The organism is Antrihabitans stalactiti (genome assembly GCF_012932915.1).
Taxonomy (GTDB): domain Bacteria; phylum Actinomycetota; class Actinomycetes; order Mycobacteriales; family Mycobacteriaceae; genus Antrihabitans; species Antrihabitans stalactiti.
This window is the reverse complement of sequence record NZ_VCQU01000003.1, coordinates 521,742-543,571: the sequence shown is the minus strand read 5'-3', so window position 1 is coordinate 543,571 and position 21,830 is coordinate 521,742. Positions and strand designations below refer to the sequence as shown.

Below are 21,830 nucleotides of genomic sequence, written 5' to 3'. Positions count from 1 at the left end.
TGGCTCCTGACGAACCTAATCGGCGGCGGGTACACGCGGATCGTGCGCGCCGCCTGGCTCTGACTCATGTCGTCGCCGGGACGCGATCACGGTGGAAACGAGCGCGAGCAGCGACAAGGCAGCTGCGGCGATGTCGAGTATAAGACCGCCGGCGTAAAGGCCCCAGGTGGCGGCCGCAAAGCCTTGCCCCACAACCGGAAACGAGATCGCGAGAAAGGCGACCACAAAGTACGCGGACGTAACTTCCGCGCGACGATCGGCCGGACAGACTTCGACCAGGGCGGCGAGACCTTTGCTGAACGAAAGTCCTTGGCCGACGCCGACGGTGGCTGCCCCGACGAGCATGAGCGATAGCGAGCGTGTGGTCAACGCACCGATCAACACGGTTGTTCCGAGCACAAGGAGTGCGCACCCGATGATCATTGCGGGCTGCGTTGGAACCCTTCGGGCGGCGAGCTGGCTGATCGTCGAAAACGCGAGAAGTGTCGCGACGACACAGCCGGCCAATGCGTGATTGTCGAACCCGAGGATCTTCGAGACGAACGAGGGAGATACCGAGGTGAATGACCCCATCACAGCGAATCCGGCGGCGGCTCCGATCGCCGCTCGGGTGAACACACCGCGTACTTCACGCGGGAGTGAAAGGGGCTGTATCGACAGACGTCCAGACCTGACTGCGACCGGCTCCGGGATGAACCAGATCCCGATCCCGGCCACAATCAGCACAGCCAGATTCAGAACGAACGGGGTATGCAGGGGTGACGGGCCATATTCGGCCAGAAATCCCGTCACGAGCGGCCCCACACCGAGACCGCCGATGTTGGCAGCCGTTGCCACCGCCGGTGCTCGGTGCTTCCAGGATTCGGGCGCGAGTTCGATGATGGCCGCGGTCGCGGTGCCGACGTAGATCCCGGCCGACAGCCCGGACAACACCCGACCGACGATCAACTGCGATACCGGTCCAGCGGTCAGGAACACGACCGCACTGACCGCGGACAACGCCACGCCCGCGAGCAGCAGCGGCCGTCGACCGACGACATCGGACCACCTCCCGAAGGCGATGAGAGCGGCGATCACGCCGATGGCGTAGGCGGAGAAGACGATCGTCAACGTGAACACCGTGAACCCGAGCTCGGCCGAGTACAAGGCGTACAGGGGCGTCGGAATCGTCGTGCCCGCCATCACCACGGCGAAGGCGAAGGCGACCGCGGCGAATCCGGACGCCGATCGCACCGGGCTCATCGCGTCCGGCACGAGCCGAGCACGATGCTGGGCACTCCCGCACGCGAGATGACACCGGCCGCGGACCGGGTGAGGTGGTCCAGCACGTTGCCGGTATCCACGCCCACCAGTCGGCCGTCGCGCTTGACGATCCGGCCGTCCACCAGCACCGTGTCGACGTTGCTGGTGTCCATCATCTGCACGACCGTGCCGGCCGCGTGATGCACCGGACCGGCGTTGAGCGTGCGAGTGTTGAGCAGAACGATGTCGGCGCGTTTGCCGGGCGTAAGGGAACCGACCAGATGGTCGATCTGCGCAGCTTGGGCGCCACCCAATGTCGCCATGCGAAGCACGTCGCGGATGTGCAACGGGGCGGGCGTGTCCGGGTCGTCGCGATGCGCGAGCACGGGAACGCTGCTTCGCTGCAGCAGGTACGTCGCGCGCATCTGCGAGAAGAAATCCACGGGTGCGATGGACACCGCATCGGAGCCCAGGCTCACCGATATGCCGCGATCGAGCGCGGGCTGCAACGCTGGCCGTCCCATCGCGAGTGTCTGCTCGGCCATCACTGAGATCGATACCTTTCCGCCGGTGCGCTCGATGACTTTCCAGGTGGTGTCGTCGAGGTCGAGGCAGTGTATGTAGGTGATCCAGGGCCCGAGCAGGCCCTCGGCGTCCATCGTCTCGAGGTGGTGGCCCGACCCAGCGTCGTTGACGTGGGCGAAAACTGGCAGTTCAAGATCGCGGGCGAGCCGGAAGAGTTCGTCGTCGACGTGGTAGCCCAACGCCGGGTGCACGAGATCATCAGCTGGGCGCGCGCTCAAAAGTCGATGGATGTCGTGCGGGTGGGCGTAGGACGGGTCCGGTTCGTGGTCGCCGAAACATGGCGAGAGGCTGAACACACAGCGGAGGCCGGACTGGCGAATGCCATCGAGTGCCGCATCGGTGTGTTCGGGGGTGTACGAGCATTGCGAGGTGTCGACCACCGTGGTGGTCCCCGCCGCCAGGTTCTCCAGTGCGCCGCCCAGCTCTCCCCAGTAAACGTCGTCGGGTGTGTACTGGTGAAAGAGCGCGTCCGGTCCGAACCGCGACTGCATGAAGTAGTCCAGGTCCAGAGCGTCTGCCCAGTACGACCGCAACGCCGTCTGGAACATGTGGTGATGTGAGTTGACGAACCCGGGAAGGACGATCTTCCCGGAGCAGTCGAGTTCCGCCGCCTCGGCGGCCAAGTCGCGGCCGACCGCCATGATCTCGCCATCTTCGATCAGCACATCGCCGACCTCGAGATCTCCGACGGTGGGGTCCATGCTCAGCACGATCCCGCCGCGCAGCAGCAATCGGCCACTCATCGCCCACCGTCACTTTCTGTGCTCGTCGAGGCGGTCGCGGGAACGAACACCGTCAGCGCGCGCGAAATCGACTCGGCACTGAGTGCGTCACCGGTGGCGATGTGGCCGAGGTATCCGTCCGGACGCACGATGACGATCGTCGGCTCGGTGATCCCGTAGCTCTGCCGGAAGTCGTGCGACCAATCGACCAAGTTTCGGTCGGTCACGCTGTCGATGTAGGTCCTGTGCAGCGGCGAACCGCCGTCCGGCCACTCGAGGCAATCGAGGACACGCGCGGCTTTGTCACCGCAGGCCAGCGCAACGAATTGCGGACCACGGTAAAGATCGAACAGCCGAACCTTGCGGCCACCTGTGCCGATGAGTTCGGCATCGGGCGCGCGGTCACCCACCCGCAGGGTCTTGGTGCTGCCGCCCGAATTCGCCAGGGGACCGCCGAAGTAGGTAATGGCGAGCTGTTTTTCGTCGCTCCCGCGCCGGATGCTCGACGGATCGAGTTTGGCGATTCCCTGGTACTTGGCGGTGGACAGCCCGAGCACGGATGCGGCGATCGGAAGCCGTTCGGCCTCATAGGTGTCCAGGAGCGCGTCGTCGGCACCGGCGATCACCTGCGCCAGCTTCCAGCCGAGGTTGTACGCGTCCTGAACGCCGGTATTCAATCCCTGCGCACCGGCAGGGGTGTGGACGTGCGCCGCATCTCCGGCGAGAAAGACTCTTCCCACTCGATAGTGTTCAGCGAGGCGGATGTTGGGGCGAAACACCGACGTCCACCGGATGCTGTGCAAGCGGATACGCGAGTTGCGGGTGTGTGAGTGAATACGGGCGTTGAGCGACTTCTCGTCGAGTGGCGGCTCTTCGCCGTTCTTGAGCCGGATCATCCACTGAAACAGGTCAGCTTCGGGGAGCGGACACGCCCCCATGAATTTGCCACCGAGCGCCGGCCAGACGTGCCACCGATCGCTCGAAAGTCCGCTGACAGACGCGTCCACGATGACCATGCGGTCTTGTTCATCCGTCGTTCCCTCGAAGCCGACCCCGAGTTGGCGTCGCACCGTACTTCCGCCGCCATCGGCTCCCACTAGGTACCGAGCGGTGACCTGTTCGCTCCCGTCGGCCGTTTCGAGGGTTGCCGTCACCTGGGTGCCGTCCTGGGTGAAATCGGTGAGTTCGGTCCCGAATTCGACCTCATGACCCAACCGGTTCAGCTGGGCGTGCAGCGCCGCGTCAGTGGCGTACTGCGGGATCAACCACGTGTTCGGGTAGGGGACTGCGGACGTCGCCTGGTCGTTTGCCATCATCCGCCACGGCACGGTGAGCGGACCGGCGTGGATGCCCAGCAACGGGTACGGGTTGCCGGCGGCCATTATGTCGGGTAACACGTCGAGGTCATGGAGTACCTCGAGGGTGCGCGGCTGGATTCCCTTGGCACGGGAGCCTGAGAAGGAGTGCGCCGCCTTGTCGATGATGCGGAAATCGAGGCCGCGGCGGGCCAAGTCGATCGCCAACGCGGTGCCCGCTGGTCCAGCACCGACGACTAGAACGTCGATAGTGTTGTGTAAGTTCATGATTCGACCCGATCTGAAGAAGTCTGGAGAAACGCAACGACGAGTGCGGCGACGTCGTGGGGAAGTTCGTACGGCGCCATATGGCCGCAATCGAGCTCGTGATAATGCTGTGCCCGGAGTAGGTTGCGCGCGGTTCCTGCGTGGTCGATGGGCGTGACTTCGTCGGCCCGCCCCCATAGCAGCATCGTTGGGAGATTCAACGATCCGGCCTGTGTGAAGAGCGCACGGCGCCCGGACAGCTTGACGTGCTGAAGAGTGTCAAAGAACGCGTGGATGGAACCCTGGTATTGGTAGGCGTCGAGGATCATCTCGGTCAACTTCGCGGCAAGATCCCGGTCGCGGACGTTGTGTCCGAGGTGGCCTTCCAGGATTCGCCGGCCGAATCTGCGGGCCACCAACCCGGCGAGAAGATCGTTTCGGAGCACACGATCCGGAGCCGTCACAGCGCGAGGAGCGAGTCCAGCCGGTCCGGCCAGGGTCAACGTCGACACACGTTCGGAGTGACGCGTGGCGTATCCCATCGCAACGAGGGCGCCCATGGACGTGCCCACAACGTGACACCGCGCCCCCGGCGCCACGAAGTCGACGAGTTCGGCGAGCTGCCGCACGAAGAGGTTCTCGTCGTAGGTGCCGTGCAGGCGGTCGGAATAGCCCCGGCCATACGCGCTGTAGGCCAGCGTCCGCAGTCCGTGCGCGTGCAGGGCGGCGGCCAGCTCGTCCCAGTAGAACAGCGGGATCGTCAACCCGGGGATGAGGACAACGAGGCTGCCGTCCACCGGGCCGGCCAGTTCGTAGTGGGTCACTCCGTCGGACAGCGAGACGAAGCTTCCGCGGAGGTGTTTGCGCTGCTCAGCGTCGAGGTGGCGTGACTCTTCAGGTACGACGAAGTACTTCATGGTTAGTCTCTCAGTGCTGGCTCGGGAGGAATTCGGTGATGTTCTGGGCGACCCAGGTGGGTTCTTCTTCGGGTAAGAGGTGACCGCCGTTGGGGTGCACGGCTTCCTCGCTTCCGGCGATATCGCGGCCGAAGTACTGCCCGTCGATACTGGCGCTACGCAGGATCAAAGTCGGCGCGGTGATCCGGCGGATCTCGCCGCTGCGGTCACGCTGCTCGGTGTTGACGAAGTCGACGAACGCCGCTCGATTGCCGGGAAGATTCATCAGCCGGTAGGCGCGATCGACCATTGCGTCATCGACGATGGTCGACGTCGGCCCCACGGTCTTCTCGAGGTTCTTGGCGATCATCTGCCGAGGCATCCACAACCGAATCAGCGTCCGCAACACGGGCAGGCGCATCAACTGCATTCCGATCGGCAGGGTCTTGTCGGGGTAGCCGGTCGCATTGATCAGGACCAACCGATCAACCCGATCGGGATGGTCGAGCGCGAGGTTCCAGGCGAGGTTTCCCCCGAACGAGTTGCCGACGACAGTGACGCGTTCGATCCCCAGAGCGTCGAGGAATCCGACCAACGTGGTCACGTACGTCGCGACGCGATAGTCACCGTCCGGGCGCGGACCGGTGCGTGCGAATCCGGGCAGGTCCACGCTGATGACGTCGTACGAGCTGCTCAGCTGAGCGGTCAGCGCCGCCATGCCGTCGAGCGACGAGCCGCTGCCGTGAAGGAGGAGAAGTGGTTGCCCCTGACCGGCGCGGCGGTAATGCACGAGCACGTCATCGGCGGGAGCGACCAGGGTATCGCCGGAGAAACTGAAGGTGTTGTTCATAATGGATACAGTGTATCCATAAGTACGATCAGGTCAAGGGGTAATAATGATGTCTGTGGACGAACAGCGAGCCCGCGCGGGCGCAGATGCGTCGAAGCCTCGTCGAGCCTTGGGGCGCCCGGCGATTCCACGGGAGCGGATTGTTGCGACGGCGCTGCAGATCGTCGACGAAGAGGGCCCGGATGCGTTGTCGATGCGCACGCTTGCCCAACGCCTGGAGTCTGGAACAGCGACCCTGTACCGGCACTTCAGCGACCGCTCCGAGTTGGTTGCCGAAGTCGTCGATCTCATGTTCGCCGACGTCGACATCGAGGCCATCGATGTCGACGGTCTGGTGTGGCAGGACGCCGCGCGGGGCCTTGCGCGCGCCATGTTCGAGAACTTCGCCAAGCATCGGCATGCGGCCTCGCTGCTCGCCGACACCGTGCCGATCGGCCCCCACGCGCTCGAGGTTCGCGAGAAGTGCCTCGAGTTGCTCCTCGCCAACGGTTTTCCGGTGGAGCTGGCGGCGCGCGCTTACGTCGCGCTCGCGCGTCATGTCGTGGGCTTTGCCATCCAGCTCCGCAACGTGCCTGCCGAGCAGATCGACGCAGCGCTACTGTCGACGTTCTTTCACACGCTTGACCCGGCCGCCTTCCAGGCCACGCATGCCGTCGCGGACTTCCTGCCCGCCTCGCTCGAGGAGGAGTTCGCCTTCGGCTTGGACTTGTTGATCGATGGTCTCGTGAGCCTTCATGACCGCCACGTTCAGGGTGTAACCCCGGCGCGCGACTGAGTCTTTCCCGGGGCACTCAACTGATCGGTGACCATCCCCCCTTGCGGGTGGGTGCGCGCTGCTCGGGGACCGACGCCTCGATGACCGAGCTCGATGTTGCGGTGACACGTCGAACCGGCAAAGAGTGGGATTGGGTCTATCAGAACAATCGCCGACTGTCTTACGTGCCATGGAAAGCTGGCGAACTGTGAGTGAGTTTGGCCCCCAGGGGGCCAAACTCGCGCACGGGGTGTCTAGGCCTGCGGCTTTGCCATTGCACGGAGCAGGCGCGCAGCCATCTTGGCGGCCTGGTCGGCGCCGTCGGCGTCTTTGATGAAGACGGCGAAGGCGAGGTCACCGCGGTTCGCGATGAACCAACTGTCCTGACCGCTCTGGGTCGCGATGCCGGTCACGTCCGAAAATGCTTGCACACTTTGCGCATTGGGCTTGGTGACACCTTCACGCATGAGCACGCGGAGCCTGTCGACAACGTCGGATCGAATCGACGTGAGATTCGCATCGGTCGTGGCGGGCTGCCCGAACGCGATCATCGGTGCCGGGACATTGCCCCGCGCGATCGACGCCGCGACCATCGCCATCCCGAACGGACTGACCATCACATTGTCGCCGTTCCACGCGTCGGGCTTCTCCATGCCCGCACCCTGATTCGGTAGTTGCCCGGTAACTTCTTCGAGTCCGGGAACCTTGAAATCGACGCCCAGACCGAGTTGTGCGGCCGCGTTCATCGAGTCTTCGGGCGATACATCCTTCGGCGCAACACCTTTCAGCACCCCGGCCGCGTTGTTGAAAATATCGAGCGCAGTGCCCGCCGGGTACAGACCCTTCAGCGCGATCGGACCGATGTCGGACGCGTAGGTGTTCTGCGCGACCGCTGTGATGGCGCCGGTCGACGGCTGAATTGCGACGATAGTCGCGGGCGTTCCGACGCTCACGACGGCGTCAGCGGCCGCAAGCTGCAGCTTCGGATCGAGCGTGGCCGCGACGTCCGGCGGCGGCGGACCCTGGAACCCGGTCAGTCGCACGGCAGGTGAACCGTCCGGCTCCTGCACCTCGACCGCCCAGCCTGCGGTCGCGTCGCGACTGGACTGCCAGACATTTCGCAATGCGTCGAGCAGCGGCGAGACGATGCGACGATCCGTGGCGATCAGCTTCGGCTGCTTCTCGGTGACCACTCCGGGAATCTTGACCAGTGCGTGCCCGAGAATCTCGAAGTCGGCGTCGCGCAAGGAGACTGCCGTGATCGACTGGCCACGCGCCACGACGAGGTCCTGCATCAGTGACTGCGACGTGATCAACGGTGCTACCGGTTCGATCGCCTTCGCGACGGCGGTCGTCGTGGCGACCGGGTCGGGCATTTTCGTCGGATCGAGCTTGATCGCATTGATGGTCTGCTCGTCCATCAGCGGGCTGCCAGTCGGGTCGAGCACACGCGGTGCCGCCGCATCGGTACGGACCAGCTGGACCGTACGGCTGTGCCCGAATTCAGGCAGGACGACGGTGGGGTCCCACGAAATTCGCCAGCCGACCGCAAGTTTGCGGACGCTGCCCTGGACGCTGTAATCCCAACGTCGGTCTTTACCGAGGTCCCATTTGGCATCGAGGGTGAAGAAGCCGGACGACTGGTCGAGCGGAATGTATTGGCTGACTTTGTAGTCGACCGAGTCAGCCTTCAGTCCGTCGAACATTTGCTGGATAGAAGCTGACGCGGCGTTCGGATATGACGTGAGCGCAGCAGCACTCACGACGTCGCGGTCGTCGAGTAACTGCGTGAACTGCTCGACCAGCACCTCGGCGTCGTCCTTCTCATCACCGAGCGCGCATGATCCAAGCCCAAAGATCATCACGGCGACCGCCCCCACAGCGATCCCCGTGTTCATTTGCAAACGACGAGTGGTCCCGAATCCCATACGTCACAATCTCCACTCTTGTCACACCAGTAACAAGCTCCCACTACCAACGATGGCATCACAATAGCGTTACAGCCAGCCGAAACAACCCCTACCGGGGGATCAGCGGCTGAACATTCCGCAGAAATCGACCAGCGGCTTCGAGCGCGGGTGTCGAGCTGCCTGCGTCGGCGACGAAGACCGCAAACGCCAGGTCGCCTTCGATTCCGACGAACCAGCCGTGGGCGGCGCCATTCTCGTGCTCGGCGGTTCCCGTCTTGCCCCGAAGGTCCGGAATGTCGTTGAGAATCGTGGCCGTTCCAGCCGTGACCGTCTCACGCATCATCGTCGAAAGTTGGTCCGTAATGTTTGCTGGCAACGGGCTCGGCGTCCGGTTTCCGGTTCCCCGGCGGCCGTCGACGAACATCGGCGCTTGCAGACTCCCATGCGCAATCGTCGCCGCCACCAACGCCATTCCGAACGGTGACGCGGTGACGCTTCCTTGTCCGATACCGGATTCGACGCGGGCGGCCGGCGTATCCGCGACAGGCACAGTGCCGGTGACGGTCACGAGCCCAGGCGTCACGTAGTCGACGCCGAGCCCGAATTGCTCTGCAGCCTTCTGCAGACCGTTCGGCGGCAGCCCAACGGCGAGCCGGCCCATCGTCGTATTGCAGGACCGCGCGAATGCAGTATGCAGCGGCACTTGGCCGAGGTCGAAGTTTTCATCGTTCGGGATCGTTCTGCCTTCGATGTTCGCCGAACCCGGGCACGGCAATACGGTGTCCGGGGTCAATCCCCCCGCTTGAAGTGCTGCCGACACGGTGACCGTCTTGAACGTCGAACCCGGCGGATACAAGCCGGTCAACGCGATCGGACCCTGCGCGTCGGCCGAGGCGCTCTGCGCGACGGCAAGGATTCCGCCGGTCGACGGTCGAATCGCGACGATCGCGGCCTGCTGCTGCAACGGCGCGACCGCTGCTTCGGCGGCCTGCTGAAGACCGAGGTCGAGTGTGGTGGTCAGGTCCGGCGTCGGCTTGGCGTCTTCGCCGACCAATTTGGTCGCGGTTCCGTCGTCGGCGACGACCTCGACCGACCAGCCCGCGGCCGCATCTTGGGCTTCTTGCCAGAGTTCGGTGACTCCGGAAAAGGTCGGCGACGTGAGCGTGCGGTCCGTGGTGAGTAGCCGGGTCTGCTTGGCGAGTGTGACGCCGGGCAACGCCGACAACGGTGCCTCGACCTTCGCCAGATCTTGTTCGCGCAAAATGAGCGCCGTGACAGGGTTACCTTGACCGGCCGCGATGTCGGCCGACAGCGACGCAGGCGTCACCGCCGGATCGATCTGCGCAAGGAGCGGCGCAACTGCGGCGGCATCTGCGCTCGGGGCCACGTTGACGAGCGTGACGACCTGCTCGGTCATCAGCTCCTGACCGGCTCTATCCAGCACGCGCGCCGGTGTGCTGTGGGTCGGAAGGAATCGCACGGTATGGCCTTCGGTGAGTCCGGCTACCAAGATCGCGGGATCCCAGTCGATTCGCCATCCTTGGCCGGAATCCGATGCTTTCCCCCGCGTGGTGTACGACCAGCGTTTCGCTGCCTCGCCCTGCCCGAGCGTCCACTGCGCGGCGAGTTCGACCGCCCCCGATTCCTCCGTGCTCTTGACGTCGAACTTCACGTCCTTGCCGAGCCCGTCGTACATCTTGCCGATCGCATCGGCGGCTTTTGCGGGGTCTGACGTCAACGCCGCTGCCGCGTTCCCGTCGTCGTTGTTGAGCGCAGTCACGAACTGCTGCGCGATTTTTGCGGGCTGGTCCGGTTTGTCGGAACTACACCCCACGACTATGAGAGTTAATGAAAGAACGGCAGCAAATAGGGCTCGAGGCTCGGTGCGCACCCTGTCGATCATGCCCGAGCCCGAGCCCTGCGCTCAGTTCTGCCGCGCGCGCCACCATTGCACTGTCGTCGCGACCTGCTCCTCGAACGGCGTCGGTGCCTGATCGAGCACCCGCTGACTCCGCGACGAGTCGAGAACGAAGGGCTTCGCAAACTGGTAGCCGGTCTCGGCGAGTTCGCGCGACTGCTCGGAGAATGCACCCGATGCCTTCAATTCCCACACCGGAACAGCGGCGACCTTCGGTGTCGCGACCTTCCCCGCATTCGCAATTGCCTCGATCAGCTGCCGCTGCGTGACCGCTGGCGCCGTCGGAGCGTGCAACACGGTATTCCAGAGGGCAGGGTCCTGCGCAGCTTTGATCATCGCGGCGGCGAGATCAGGCACGTAGGTAAAGGAATGCGGAGCGTCCAGGCTGCCGATCACGCGCATCGTCTTTCCGGCGAGGACAGTGGGAACCATCCGCTCGCCTGCGTGCGACATCATCACGTGCGGACCGAAGAAGTCCGAGGCTGCGACGCTGACTGTGGGGGTCGGGTGCGCCTCCCGAGCACGCAGCAGCTCCGCCCTGATGCCAAGTTTGCCGACTGTCGCGTCACGCGGGGTGTCTTCGGTCATCGGTCCGGCGACGTGGCCGTAGGCATAGAGGCTTTCCGGGAAGACCACGACCGCACCGACCTTGCCTGCCGCGTCCAGCACAGCCTGTTCTGCGCCGGGCAGCTCCGCTCGCCACGCCTTTGCCGAATACCGCGATCCGTGGATGCAGTGGAACACGGCGACAGCGTCTTCGAATGCTGCGGCCAGCTGGTCCGGCTTGGAAACGTCGACCTTGCGTCGCTCGATGAGCGGGTGCTCCGGTCCGCTGCCCGACCGCGTCAGCAGCCGGACCTGCTGCCCCTGAGCTGCGAGCTGCAGCGCGACCGTCGTACCGACCTGACCTGCTCCGTTTACTACGTGGATGGCAACCATGCCACTCTCCTGATCTCTTTTGTGAGCACCGCTCTCGGTTCAAGTTCAAGCCTGCACCACCCTCGATCGGTTGTCAAGAGCACTGCTCTCTTTTGTTGACAGCGCTCTTCTGGGCGGTCATTGTTGGTGCCATGACCTCCACGCCACGGGAACGCGCACGCGTGCAAACGATGGAAGACATCACGCGAATCGGTCGCGACCACCTCGCCGTCCACGGCGCGGCCGCGCTGTCGTTGCGTGCGGTCGCGCGAGACCTCGGCGTCGTCTCGTCGGCGGTCTACCGATACGTGAGCAGCCGCGACGAGCTGCTGACCTTGCTGGTAGTCGACGCATACAACGAACTCGGCGACCACGTCGACGCCGCCCTCGCCGCAGCGCCGGACGACGATTTCGCCGCGCAATTCCGCGCACTCGGCTGGGCAGTCCGGGAATGGGCACTACAGGAACCCGCTCGCTACGCCCTCTTGTTCGGCAGCCCGGTGCCCGGCTATGCCGCTCCGGCAGAGCAAACGACGGTGCCAGGAACCCGGGTGATCGTCGCGCTCGTACAGCTCTACCAGCGCGCGTTCGTGGCAGGCGCGGTCGTCGTTCCTGACACGGTCGGGCCGCCGAAAGCTCTCGCGGAAAGCTTCGAGTTGATCCGCTCGCGGTTCGGCTTGACGACGCCGGACGAACTGATCGCGCGTGGGGTACTCGTGTGGGCGACCCTGTTCGGCGTCGTGAACTTCGAAGTTTTCGACCAGTACGGGCCCCGCACCTTTACCGACACGAAAGCGTTGTTCGCTCATCACCTCGATGTCATGTTGGAGACCATCGGATTCCGCTGAATTCTGCGAGCGTCTTGCCCGACATCACTCCCACAACGGTGCGATGATGTGTGCGTGGCATACGGAGAGGAACCCGAAGATCGCACTACGCACGGCGAGCGAAACGACGGATCGCTCCCCGAACTCGTTGTGCGCCCTGGGAGTTTGCTGGTCTCGTCCATCGACCTGGTCGAGCCCGCGTTTCGTCGGACCGTCATCTACGTCATCGAACACAACGACGGCGGCAGCCTCGGCGTCGTGATCAACCGGCCGAGCGAGACCGCGGTCCACAATGTTCTACCGCAGTGGTCCTCCCTGGCTGCGCGGCCGAAGGCGCTGTTCGTCGGCGGTCCGGTCAAACGAGACGCTGCACTGTGCCTCGCGACCCTTCGGGTCGGCGCCAATATCGACGATGTGCCCGGCCTGCGCAGAGTCGACGGCCGAATCGCGATGGTCGATCTCGATTCCGATCCGGACCAGATCCGCCCGCTCGTCGAGGGTGTACGAATCTTCGCCGGCTATTCGGGCTGGACCTTCGGACAGCTCGAAGGCGAGCTCGAACGCAACGACTGGATGGTCTTGTCCGCACTGGCCAGCGATCTGATCGGTCCGCCGCGGCATGATGTGTGGGCCAGCGTCCTGCGTCGGCAACCGTTGCCCCTCGCGATGCTCGCAACTCACCCCATCGAGGTCGAGCGCAACTAGTCTTTACATGTCGTTGAACCTTCGGGTGCTCTGTACCGTGTTTTGAGCGGGAGGTGACGGATGCCCGACGATCAGGCCGACCTGATGCGAGTACTTTACGACGAACATGCATCGGCCCTGTGGCGTTATACGCTCGGTTTGATCGGTGATCAGGGGCGTGCAGAAGACATCGTGCAAGAAACTCTGTTCCGAGCATGGCAACGACCGAACGTCCTCGATCAGTCGACGACGTCCGCGCGCGCCTGGCTGTTCACCGTCGCTCGCAACTTGGCCTTCGACGAACACCGAAGTGCACGCTCGCGGCGTGAGTTCGGTATGGACAATCCGCCCGAGCGGCAAAGCCCCGACCAGTCCGATCGAGCACTCGACTCATGGCTGATCAGCGACGCTCTGGCGACGCTGTCGGTGGACCATCGCGAAGTAGTGGTGTTGGCCTACTACCGCGGTCTGTCGACGCATCAGATTGCAGCCGAACTGGACATTCCAGAAGGCACGGTGAAATCGCGAATGCACTACGGGATGCGAGCATTACGCCTCGCACTACAGGAGATGGGGGTGACGAAGTGACCGACGAATCCGATCGTTACGCCACTTGGGACGCCGCCTATGTTCTGGGGGCATTGACGCCTGACGAGCGTCGAGAGTTTCAAACACACCTCGTCGATTGCGAGTCCTGCCGCGAAAGTGTCGCCAACCTTGCAGTCGTCCCAGACCTGCTCGCCCTCGTCCCGCCCAACAACGCGATCGCCATGCTCGGCGAACGGCCAGCCGCCGACGAGCACCCGCTGCCGCCGACGATGTTGCGCGAGCTCGTTACCCAAACCGAGCGAAAGCGTCGGCGCGGCAGACTGATCGCTGTCGGTGCGGCCGTCGCAACTGCGGCGGCGGCAGTGGCAATCGCCATACCGCTTGCGAGTGGTCTCGGCGACGACGCCGGTCCACAACCGTCGACGTCGGAGCAAGTCATCGCGCAGCGGTCGATGGTGAACTTGATTCCGACACCCCTGTCGGCGGACTTTTCTGTTGTCGCCCTGCCCGACGGCAACACGCGTATCGAAATGGCTTGCCGCTACAGCGATTCCAGTGGCTACAACTACAAAGGTCGCTACGCGATGTACGTCAGCACCGACCGTTCGGAATCGAAAGTCGCCGAATGGGAAGCCGAAAAGGGCGACGTCATCACCGCAAGCCCCGTCGTCGCCGACCCTGCAGCCAGTATCCGGCGCGTCGATATTCGCAACGTCACAACAAATGAGGTCATCCTCCTCGGCACCCTGAACTAGGCCGACCAGCCGACACGAAATCGGCCCCGAACGACTGAACCGAAGCGTCCCGCGATTCGTATCACTAGACGAACCAGCAACACGCCAAGGAATCGTCAGTCGAAGGGAGCTCCGGATGAATGCGGAATCTCGTACCAACGGGCACCGCACAATTCGGGTCGTCGACTACCTCGTCGAGGCAGTTGCCGCGCTCGGCGTCAAGCAGATCTTCGGCGTCGACGGCGCGAATATCGAAGACTTGTACGACGCCGTCTTCGACTCGAACGGACTGGTCGAGGGCATCGTCGCCAAGCACGAGTTCTCCGCTGCCACCATGGCCGATGGCTACGCCAGGTCGACCAGCGGAATCGGCGTCGTCGCGGCGACCTCCGGCGGCGGCGCAACCAACCTGGTCTCGGGGCTCGCAGAATCGTTCACCTCCCGCGTGCCGGTCCTCGCGCTCGTCGGCCAGGTGCCCACCGCGCTCGAAGGCAATGGCGGATTCCAAGATTCGAGCGGACTCGCCGGCTCGATCAACGCCGAACTGCTGTTCGCTCCGATCTCCCGATTCTGCGCCCGCGTCGAACGTGCCGAGGACATCGAAGCCCTGCTGGACCGAGCGGTCCTCGCTGCGCTGGAAGGCGGCCCAGCGGTCCTGCTGCTGCCGAAAGACATCCAGCAGGCGACGTTCGTGCCGAAAGCTGCTTTCCGCGCACCGATTCCACGGCCGCTCCGCGATGTCGCAGCCATCACGAAGGTCACAGGAGCCATCGCGGCAGCACGTAACACCGGCAAGATCGTGATCATCGCCGGCGATCAGGTGGCGCGCAACGACGCTCGCCACCAGCTCCGGATGCTCGCGGTCGCGCTGGACGCATCGGTGGGAGTCGGCCCCGACGCCAAGGACGTCTACGGCGCCGACGAGCCCGGCTTCAGCGGCGTCGCGGGTGTCATGGGCAACGCCGAACTCGTCGACGCGGTCCGGCATTCGTCGCTGTGCCTGCTGGTCGGCACCCGCCTCGCCGTGACCGCGCGCGCCGGACTGGACGCGGCTCTCGCAGGCACGGTCGTTGTCAGTGTCGGCGCCGAGAAGCCGTACCCGCACGCCGAGCACGCTTTCAGCAACGACCTCGGCGGAACGCTCGCAGAACTTGCACAGACCTTCGCAACCAAGGGCAACGTCGAGCCCACTGTCGCAAGGCAATTGACCACGCTCGAGGTCCCGGACTCCGCAGGTCCGGGGCTTAGGTACCGAGCAGCGGTCGAGACCATCGCCGCGAAGATGCCGCCCGGTTCGGACGTGTTCGCCGATGCGGGAAACACGGGAGCTGCTGTCGTACATCATCTTCCAATCGCCGGTGGCGCCCGATTCGTCGTCGCGCTCGGCATGGGCGGAATGGGTTACGCCTTCGGCGCCGGCATCGGATCGGCGTTCGCGCGCGGTCCGCAGCGACGCACCTTCGTGATCGCAGGCGACGGCGCATTCTTCATGCACGGCATGGAGATTCACACCGCAATCGAGCACGACGTGCCCATCACGTTCATCGTCTTCAACAACAACGCGCACGCCATGTGCGTCACACGCGAGCAGTTGTTCTATCGGGATCGCTACAGCTACAACCGATTCCGCCCATCGATGCTCGGCGAAGGGATCGGCGCGATGTTTCCGTCGCTGCCCGCCTTCGCCGCGCGCGACCACCACGAACTCGTCGCGGCACTCGATGCCGCGTCGGAACATACAGGGCCGACATTCATTTCAGTTGATTGCGACCCAGACGAAGTCCCCCCGTTCGCCCCGTTCTTGACCAACCAAGACAAACACTCCAACCACTAAGGGAGAAAATCGTGACCACCGCCGCACCACTGCCAGCACTCAGCGACATCGACGAAGACGTCGTCCCCGGAGTCCTCCGGATCGAGAACTCGGACAAGGACGAAACCGCGCCGATCATCATGGACATGCTTCGCTCGGTCTACCCGCACGAGCAGGTCTTCGGCGACTACTGCCCGGTCAACGCCTACATCGCTGCTCCGCCGCGCGAGGTCTACGAGTACCTTGCCGACACCCGCAGCTTGGAGGAGTGGACCTACAGCCTGCGCGGATTCGTCGAGACCGACGAGCCGGGGCTCTGGGTCTCCGACGACCGCATCGGCAAGCACACCGAGATCTACACCCGCACGGTCGCCAACCCGGATGCCATGACGGTGGACTACCACTGCGCATGGGACCAGGGCAAGCACCTCTGGATGATCTACCTGATCCGCGTCGTCGACGCGCAGGTCGTCTTCAACAAGCCCGGATCCGTTGTGCTGTGGACCAACTGCCGCCATCCGTTCTACGACAACAACCCCTTCCCGGAGCTCGCGCCTGAGGGGCGCCCGGTGTGGGTCGGCGATTTCTGGGACATGTTCGCAGCGGGCCACCAGCTCGAGATGGACAACCTCAAGGCCATCTGCGAATACCGCGCTACCCATGGGCTCCCGATCAAGCCGAAGTGGATGGATTGAGAATGCCCCGCCCGGGCATTGACGCCGGACTAGCAGTCATCAGATAGGGAACGGAGCCGAAGCCATGACAATCGAGACGATCGACGCCACAGTGCCGTTCCCTGACCGCCGTGTGGTCACCGAGCAACCGCATTTCGAGCTGGGGCTGAGCGAGAACCCTTTCAGCCCACTGCCTTCGGTGCTGACGGCGCTCAACAGCGTGATGGCGCATGCGAACAAGTATCCGGAGTTCATGCCAGATCGGCTGCCCCGCGTGATCGCGAATCGGATCGGCGTCGACCCCGAGCAGGTCGTCGTCGGGTCCGGTGCGACCGGCGTCGCGATGCAGATCATGCAAGCCGTTATGAGGCCGGGCGATCGGATTGCCTTCACACTGCCCAACTTCGACGGATACCCGATCATGGCGTCGATCGTGGGTGTGCAGCCGACGACCGTGCCGCTCGACACCGCAGGACGCCAGGACCTGCGGCGTTTGGCGGGCGTCATCGATCGACGGACATCGGTAGTGGTGGTGTGCCGGCCGCACAATCCGACCGGCACCTTGCTCACCGAGGACGAACTGCGCCGGTTCCTCGCCGCGGTACCGCGTCGCGTCGTGGTCGTCCTCGATGAGGCATACGTCGAATTCGTCAACGCAGCGAACTCGATCGATGCGGTCGAGCTGACGCGCAAGTTCCCCAACCTCGTAGTGCTGCGGACCTTTTCGAAGGCCTACGGACTGGCGGGACTGCGAATCGGCTACGCATTCGCGGCACACGAGCTCGCCGAGCGTATTCGCAAGTGGCAGTTGCCATTCGGTGTCAATGCCACGGCGGTACCTGCGGTAATCGCGTCCTACGCCGCAGAGAACGAGCTCCAGGCAAGGGTCAAGCGCATCACCGCCGAACGCGAATATCTGCGAGATGCTCTGATCCGCAGGCGCATTCGCGTTCCCCGAAGCTTCGCGAACTTCCTGTACGTGCAAGGTGCGGGAGTCGCGGACACGCTCAGCCGAGCGGGAATCATCGCCAAACCGTATCCCGACGGCAGCGCACGAATCGCGGCCGGCGACCCGGCGGCGAGCAGAGCAGTCCTCGAAGCGCTCGCTGGGCGCTGACCAACCCTTTCAAGACTTTCGAAACCCCCCATTGGAGAACCACCCATGAACGAGCAGTTGCAGACGGTCAGCCTGGTCGATATCGCCAGCTACCTGCCCGAGAACCGAGTCCCCACTGAGTATTTCACTCAGTACGCCCGCTCGGACCGCATGGCCAAGAACATCATGTTCCGTGCGCCGAAGAACCGTCACCACGTCGCCGAGGGCGAGACGGCGGTCGACATGGCCGAGCGCGCGATGGCTCCGCTCATCGAGCGTAACGGCGCCGACGAAGTACTTGGCGTCGACATCCTCATCACCCACACCCAGCTGCCGGACCTGCCGGTCATCGGGTGTGGCGCCGACCTCGCCAAGCGCATGGGCATGAGCCCCAGCTGGATCATCGACCTGCACAACAGCGGTTGCGCATCGTTCGTCTACATGATGAAGCTCGCCCAGACTCTCCTGCAGACAACCACTGCACGAACAGCTTTGATCGTCGCCGTGCAGAACAGCGCCGGCCAGATCTTCACTCAGACCGACGTCCGAAAGCTCGCTCAGGCAACGGTGCCCGGCGACGGTGCGGGCGTCGGCCTGCTCCGCAAATCGGACGAAGCACCGATCCTCGGAACGGTGGCCCGCCACTACCCCGAGTTCGCAGGCGACATGACCGGTGAGGTCGACCCGCAGCGCAAGTACTGGGAGGCCGGGACAGGCCAGCTCCGCATCTCGTTCAACGAGCAGAAGATCACCAAGGTGTTCGCACGCGGCAACCGCCTCGTGCCAGAGGTGGCATTCGCGGTGCTCGACGAGATCGGCGTCAAGTCGAAGGAGATCGACACGTTCGTGACGAACCAGCCGAACCGTCTGTTCCTCCGGAACTGGCGCGACGCACTGGAATTGACCGACGAGAAGTACCCGAACACCTTCGACGAGTGCGGCAATCTCTTCGGCGCAGGCATTCCCGTCACCCTCGACCTGCAGAACCAGGCAGGGAAGGTTCCGAACGGTTCGCTGGTCCTGATGTCGGCCTTCGCCCACGCCGGTGACTTCGCCGCCGCCGCCGCAGTTCGCTGGGGCGCTGCACCGAAGGCCTAGCCCCACCCCGTGCGCGCGTCTCACCCCTCCAAGGGCGAAATTCACTCACGGTTCGTCGTCGCCGCATTGCCCCACCGTTGGGCCAATGCGGCGCAGGCGATCAGCTGGACTTGATGAAAGATCATCAGCGGCAAGACGATCAGGCCGACCGGCTGCCCGGCGAACAGAACAGTCGCCATGGGCAGACCGGTCGCCAGACTTTTCTTGGAACCGCAGAACACGATGACGACGCAGTCTTCGCGCGCGAAGCCGAGTAGTCGACCAGCCAACGCGGTCAACGCGAGCACGGCGGCGAGCAACACACAACACGACGCGACGATCGCGGCAATTCGCCACGGCGACAAAGTATGCCAGATCCCTTCGCGTACACCGGCGCTGAATGCGCTGTAGACGACAAGAAGAATAGAGCCGCGGTCGACGATCTTGGTCGGGCCGCTGTAGCGCTTCAGCCAGTCCACCACCCACGGCCGGATCAGCTGGCCGACGATGAACGGGACCAGCAGCTGCACAACGATATTCAGGACCGACGACAAGTCGACCGATGCATGACCCGTCGTGTCCAGCAGCAAGATCACCAGCAGCGGCGTCAGGAAGACCCCGACGATATTCGACACCGACGCGCTGACGACCGCGCCGGCGACGTTGCCCTTCGCCATCGACGTGAACACGATCGACGATTGCACCGTCGACGGCACCAGACACAGATACAGCAGCCCCGTGTAGAGGTCGTCGGTCAACACACTGGGAACAAGGACCCGCGCAGCGAGACCGAGCAGCGGAAACAGCACGAACGTCGACGCAAGAACGACCGAATGCAACCGCCAATGTTTGAGTCCGTCGAGCGCTTCACGCGGCGACAACCTAGCGCCGTAGAGCAGAAACAGCACCGCGATCGCGATCGCGGTGATCCACTCGACCACGTCCACTCCGACGCCTTTGGCGGGCAGAAGCGTCGCCAACACAGCCACGCCGACGATCGACAGCACGAACCCGTCGATAGGAATTCTGCTCAGCCAGCGCACGCGATCAGGCTACGCAGCAAGACCGTGCGCGAATTTAACCCCGGGAGGGGTGAGACGCGCGCACGGGAGGGCGGTGATCGTCAGCGAACGCGTTCAACGCCCCGGCCATGGCGTCGGCGCTTTGGGTTGTGATGGTCACGGTCATGCCGCCGGCGGTCGAGACCTCGACCCCCGGACCGGTATGCGTCACGATGCCGTAGCGCCGATGACCCTTGGACCGCAGTCCCCACCCGCCGAAATCCTTGAACGGATTCACGTGGACCACCTTGGCGCCGGTGACTTCGTCGATGCCGATGTCGATCGACGTCAGACCGAAATTGCGGACCCGCAGACCGGACGCATCGACGATCACCTCGAATCGCATCAACGCCAGCAGCACCACCACGACCGGGAAAGCAGCGACCAGCGGCCAGATCCCCCCGACCGCGCGGCACGCCAACCCTGCCGCTCCGAAGGCCACGACCGCGAAGACGATCGTGCCGACGCGGCCGAAGCCCGCCACATCCCGGACCGTGTGAGCCGAGCCCCGCGGCAACTTCGCGTCGGGCCGCTCGACAGCCGCAGGCCGGATCCGGTAGTCCTTCAGAAACACGGAGCCAACTGCACCGACGACGCAGCCGAGTGCGACGCCGACACTGATCGCGGCCCACGGAAGTTCGACGTCGGACACATCCGTCTTGTCGAGCTGAATCCACAGCGTCACGATCTGCAAAGTGCTCAGCACGCCGACCACGGACAAGCCGATCAACAGCATGGCGCGCCGCATCAACAGCAACGCCTGCGCGAGAGCGGCAACACCGCAGCAGCCGCCCCCGATCAGAACGATGATCAGCGCGAACAGCCAGGCCGACGACATCGGCTCCGAGAACTCGTCCGGCCGATCAGTGCTCCAGTGCGTCGCGATCTGCGCAGGCAGTCGCGACTGCCAGAACCTCGTCAACGCCAGACCGAGCCCCGCCGCAACCAGTGGAACCACGACACCGAACGCCACACCTGCCGGATCGAAGATGCGGCCTCGCGTCATCCGCCGCAGCCCCCGCCGCCACCGCCGCAACTGGAGCCGCCGCCGCAGCTCGACCCGCTACTGCAACTCGACGATCCGCTGTCGGACCCCGAGCCACCACTATCCGATGACCACCACGCGCCACCCGAATCGGACGACGACACTCCTGAAGCTCCAGCAAGTGCCGGGTCGAGCAGCCACAGCGCGGCGCCGCCGAACAACGCTGCCGACATCGCGGCGCTCGTCCCGCCGTACGACGAGAAGGCGGGGGCTCGATTGGGGCGAAGGTGGCTGTTCTGCCGCACGGCGGTCATCAGCTCGACCGTGCCGCGAGCGGTCCGTCGCGACGTCCGCGTGATCAGCAGACCCACCATGATCAGCGGGATCAGGATCAGAATCAAGTAGAAGACCGGCTTACCGTTGATGATTCCGGCGATGATGCGGAGCACGCCGATCACGACGACGACCAGGATCGGCACCGCCGCCATCCGGGCTGCGCGTTTGTAATCCGGCCCGACGAGTAGGCCTCGATCGATGAGGGATGTGCGTAGTTGCGCCAGTGGGACCGTGAGCGAGTACGTCAGCCCGTTTCCGGTCAATCCGGTTGCTGCGCTGTCGTACACGGACCGAGTGAACGGGCCGATCTGGCGGTCGTGCATGCCGAGGCTGCGGGTCACCAAACCGTCGGACCCGATCAGGTCCGCTGCCCGGAGCTGCGACAGCGCAGCGACGACTGCGCGTTGATCACTGAACAGCATTCCCATTTCTGGCGCCGTCAACGCCATCGACGGCCTGGACTTGTCGATGAGGCTGCGCGTGTAGAACCTGCGCAACACGATAGAAAGCAGTATTGCCAGCAGCGCACCTGCGAGATAGCCGCGCAGGAACTGCTTACTCGGGATACAAGTGTCGGCGGCGGTCACTGCGTAGGCGACTACATCTGCGCTCGTCATCGCACATGCCACCTTTCATC

The 21,830-nt window shown here is 64.2% G+C and carries 20 protein-coding genes; 9 read left to right on the top strand and 11 right to left on the bottom strand.

All coding sequences use genetic code 11. The features are described from left to right. Nucleotides 1-15: 15 nt before the first annotated feature. Genes FGL95_RS11635 through FGL95_RS11615 form a run of 5 tightly spaced genes read right to left on the bottom strand, consistent with a single transcriptional unit; the run spans nucleotide 16 to nucleotide 5,857 of the window. On the bottom strand, nucleotides 16-1,242 hold the full coding sequence (locus tag FGL95_RS11635; protein ID WP_169586757.1) for an MFS transporter: 1,227 nt from the start codon (nucleotides 1,240-1,242) through the stop codon (nucleotides 16-18). Next, nucleotides 1,239-2,570: an amidohydrolase family protein gene (locus FGL95_RS11630; RefSeq protein ID WP_206071734.1), complete on the bottom strand. Its 1,332-nt coding sequence runs from the start codon at nucleotides 2,568-2,570 to the stop codon at nucleotides 1,239-1,241. Before FGL95_RS11630 ends, FGL95_RS11635 begins: the two co-directional genes overlap by 4 nt. Next, nucleotides 2,567-4,132, bottom strand: a complete 1,566-nt coding sequence (locus FGL95_RS11625) for an FAD-dependent oxidoreductase (RefSeq protein WP_169586755.1) — start codon at nucleotides 4,130-4,132, stop codon at nucleotides 2,567-2,569. Before FGL95_RS11625 ends, FGL95_RS11630 begins: the two co-directional genes overlap by 4 nt. Next, nucleotides 4,129-5,028 (bottom strand): alpha/beta fold hydrolase, encoded by a 900-nt coding sequence (locus FGL95_RS11620; RefSeq protein ID WP_169586753.1) that lies wholly within the window; start codon nucleotides 5,026-5,028, stop codon nucleotides 4,129-4,131. Before FGL95_RS11620 ends, FGL95_RS11625 begins: the two co-directional genes overlap by 4 nt. A 10-nt stretch (nucleotides 5,029-5,038) precedes the next feature. Beyond that, complete coding sequence (locus FGL95_RS11615) at nucleotides 5,039-5,857, bottom strand: alpha/beta fold hydrolase (protein ID WP_169586751.1); 819 nt, start codon at nucleotides 5,855-5,857, stop codon at nucleotides 5,039-5,041. A gap of 49 nt (nucleotides 5,858-5,906) precedes the next feature. On the opposite strand from FGL95_RS11615, the gene FGL95_RS11610 reads away from it, so the two are divergent. Further along, the gene (locus tag FGL95_RS11610) at nucleotides 5,907-6,632 is read left to right on the top strand and encodes a TetR/AcrR family transcriptional regulator (RefSeq protein WP_169586749.1); all 726 of its coding nucleotides are present in this window, start codon (nucleotides 5,907-5,909) and stop codon (nucleotides 6,630-6,632) included. Between the two features lie 233 nt (nucleotides 6,633-6,865). Here FGL95_RS11610 and FGL95_RS11605 read toward each other — a convergent pair whose 3' ends face one another. From FGL95_RS11605 to FGL95_RS11595, 3 genes are all read right to left on the bottom strand, one after another. Continuing rightward, nucleotides 6,866-8,509: an NTF2-like N-terminal transpeptidase domain-containing protein gene (locus tag FGL95_RS11605; RefSeq protein WP_240962912.1), complete on the bottom strand. Its 1,644-nt coding sequence runs from the start codon at nucleotides 8,507-8,509 to the stop codon at nucleotides 6,866-6,868. Between the two features lie 121 nt (nucleotides 8,510-8,630). Beyond that, on the bottom strand, nucleotides 8,631-10,424 hold the full coding sequence (locus FGL95_RS11600) for a penicillin-binding transpeptidase domain-containing protein (RefSeq protein WP_169586744.1): 1,794 nt from the start codon (nucleotides 10,422-10,424) through the stop codon (nucleotides 8,631-8,633). A gap of 21 nt (nucleotides 10,425-10,445) precedes the next feature. Next, a complete protein-coding gene (locus FGL95_RS11595) occupies nucleotides 10,446-11,378 on the bottom strand; it encodes an NAD-dependent epimerase/dehydratase family protein (protein WP_169586742.1) in 933 nt (310 codons plus the stop codon). 131 nt (nucleotides 11,379-11,509) lie between these two features. Between FGL95_RS11595 and FGL95_RS11590 the strand changes: the two genes are divergently transcribed. The 8 genes from FGL95_RS11590 (at nucleotide 11,510) to FGL95_RS11555 (ending at nucleotide 18,832) form a co-directional block, all read left to right on the top strand. Then, complete coding sequence (locus tag FGL95_RS11590) at nucleotides 11,510-12,205, top strand: TetR/AcrR family transcriptional regulator (protein ID WP_169586740.1); 696 nt, start codon at nucleotides 11,510-11,512, stop codon at nucleotides 12,203-12,205. A gap of 54 nt (nucleotides 12,206-12,259) precedes the next feature. Continuing rightward, nucleotides 12,260-12,889, top strand: a complete 630-nt coding sequence (locus FGL95_RS11585; protein ID WP_169586738.1) for a YqgE/AlgH family protein — start codon at nucleotides 12,260-12,262, stop codon at nucleotides 12,887-12,889. A 60-nt stretch (nucleotides 12,890-12,949) separates the two neighbouring features. Beyond that, nucleotides 12,950-13,456 carry a sigma-70 family RNA polymerase sigma factor gene (locus FGL95_RS11580; RefSeq protein ID WP_169586736.1) on the top strand — a complete coding sequence of 169 codons (507 nt, stop codon included), beginning with the start codon at nucleotides 12,950-12,952 and terminating at the stop codon, nucleotides 13,454-13,456. Beyond that, nucleotides 13,453-14,172 carry a zf-HC2 domain-containing protein gene (locus FGL95_RS11575; protein WP_169586734.1) on the top strand — a complete coding sequence of 240 codons (720 nt, stop codon included), beginning with the start codon at nucleotides 13,453-13,455 and terminating at the stop codon, nucleotides 14,170-14,172. Before FGL95_RS11580 ends, FGL95_RS11575 begins: the two co-directional genes overlap by 4 nt. Nucleotides 14,173-14,287: 115 nt before the next feature. Continuing rightward, complete coding sequence (locus FGL95_RS11570; protein ID WP_169586732.1) at nucleotides 14,288-15,985, top strand: thiamine pyrophosphate-binding protein; 1,698 nt, start codon at nucleotides 14,288-14,290, stop codon at nucleotides 15,983-15,985. A gap of 11 nt (nucleotides 15,986-15,996) precedes the next feature. Continuing rightward, the gene (locus FGL95_RS11565; RefSeq protein ID WP_169586730.1) at nucleotides 15,997-16,659 is read left to right on the top strand and encodes an SRPBCC family protein; all 663 of its coding nucleotides are present in this window, start codon (nucleotides 15,997-15,999) and stop codon (nucleotides 16,657-16,659) included. 64 nt (nucleotides 16,660-16,723) lie between these two features. Continuing rightward, entirely contained in the window at nucleotides 16,724-17,755 is a 1,032-nt protein-coding gene (locus tag FGL95_RS11560) for an aminotransferase class I/II-fold pyridoxal phosphate-dependent enzyme (RefSeq protein WP_169586727.1), read from the top strand. A gap of 57 nt (nucleotides 17,756-17,812) precedes the next feature. Next, the gene (locus tag FGL95_RS11555) at nucleotides 17,813-18,832 is read left to right on the top strand and encodes a 3-oxoacyl-ACP synthase III family protein (RefSeq protein WP_169587072.1); all 1,020 of its coding nucleotides are present in this window, start codon (nucleotides 17,813-17,815) and stop codon (nucleotides 18,830-18,832) included. 41 nt (nucleotides 18,833-18,873) lie between these two features. On the opposite strand, the gene FGL95_RS11550 is transcribed toward FGL95_RS11555, so the two are convergent. Genes FGL95_RS11550 through FGL95_RS11540 form a run of 3 tightly spaced genes read right to left on the bottom strand, consistent with a single transcriptional unit; the run spans nucleotide 18,874 to nucleotide 21,810 of the window. Continuing rightward, the gene (locus tag FGL95_RS11550) at nucleotides 18,874-19,854 is read right to left on the bottom strand and encodes a bile acid:sodium symporter (RefSeq protein WP_169586725.1); all 981 of its coding nucleotides are present in this window, start codon (nucleotides 19,852-19,854) and stop codon (nucleotides 18,874-18,876) included. A gap of 34 nt (nucleotides 19,855-19,888) precedes the next feature. After that, entirely contained in the window at nucleotides 19,889-20,878 is a 990-nt protein-coding gene (locus FGL95_RS11545; RefSeq protein WP_169586723.1) for a DUF1648 domain-containing protein, read from the bottom strand. Beyond that, nucleotides 20,875-21,810 (bottom strand): TIGR04222 domain-containing membrane protein, encoded by a 936-nt coding sequence (locus tag FGL95_RS11540; RefSeq protein ID WP_169586721.1) that lies wholly within the window; start codon nucleotides 21,808-21,810, stop codon nucleotides 20,875-20,877. The genes FGL95_RS11545 and FGL95_RS11540 overlap by 4 nt, the downstream gene beginning before the upstream one ends. Nucleotides 21,811-21,830: the final 20 nt, after the last annotated feature.

What these genes read in the sequence shown, in the direction of transcription:
- FGL95_RS11635 (WP_169586757.1), bottom strand. Translation starts at nt 1,242, where the DNA reads ATGAGCCCGGTGCGATCGGCGTCCGGATTCGCCGCGGTCGCCTTCGCC.
- FGL95_RS11630 (WP_206071734.1), bottom strand. Translation starts at nt 2,570, where the DNA reads ATGAGTGGCCGATTGCTGCTGCGCGGCGGGATCGTGCTGAGCATGGAC.
- FGL95_RS11625 (WP_169586755.1), bottom strand. Translation starts at nt 4,132, where the DNA reads ATGAACTTACACAACACTATCGACGTTCTAGTCGTCGGTGCTGGACCA.
- FGL95_RS11620 (WP_169586753.1), bottom strand. Translation starts at nt 5,028, where the DNA reads ATGAAGTACTTCGTCGTACCTGAAGAGTCACGCCACCTCGACGCTGAG.
- FGL95_RS11615 (WP_169586751.1), bottom strand. Translation starts at nt 5,857, where the DNA reads ATGAACAACACCTTCAGTTTCTCCGGCGATACCCTGGTCGCTCCCGCC.
- FGL95_RS11610 (WP_169586749.1), top strand. Translation starts at nt 5,907, where the DNA reads ATGTCTGTGGACGAACAGCGAGCCCGCGCGGGCGCAGATGCGTCGAAG.
- FGL95_RS11605 (WP_240962912.1), bottom strand. Translation starts at nt 8,509, where the DNA reads ATGAACACGGGGATCGCTGTGGGGGCGGTCGCCGTGATGATCTTTGGG.
- FGL95_RS11600 (WP_169586744.1), bottom strand. Translation starts at nt 10,424, where the DNA reads ATGATCGACAGGGTGCGCACCGAGCCTCGAGCCCTATTTGCTGCCGTT.
- FGL95_RS11595 (WP_169586742.1), bottom strand. Translation starts at nt 11,378, where the DNA reads ATGGTTGCCATCCACGTAGTAAACGGAGCAGGTCAGGTCGGTACGACG.
- FGL95_RS11590 (WP_169586740.1), top strand. Translation starts at nt 11,510, where the DNA reads ATGACCTCCACGCCACGGGAACGCGCACGCGTGCAAACGATGGAAGAC.
- FGL95_RS11580 (WP_169586736.1), top strand. Translation starts at nt 12,950, where the DNA reads ATGCCCGACGATCAGGCCGACCTGATGCGAGTACTTTACGACGAACAT.
- FGL95_RS11570 (WP_169586732.1), top strand. Translation starts at nt 14,288, where the DNA reads ATGAATGCGGAATCTCGTACCAACGGGCACCGCACAATTCGGGTCGTC.
- FGL95_RS11560 (WP_169586727.1), top strand. Translation starts at nt 16,724, where the DNA reads ATGACAATCGAGACGATCGACGCCACAGTGCCGTTCCCTGACCGCCGT.
- FGL95_RS11545 (WP_169586723.1), bottom strand. Translation starts at nt 20,878, where the DNA reads ATGACGCGAGGCCGCATCTTCGATCCGGCAGGTGTGGCGTTCGGTGTC.
- FGL95_RS11540 (WP_169586721.1), bottom strand. Translation starts at nt 21,810, where the DNA reads ATGACGAGCGCAGATGTAGTCGCCTACGCAGTGACCGCCGCCGACACT.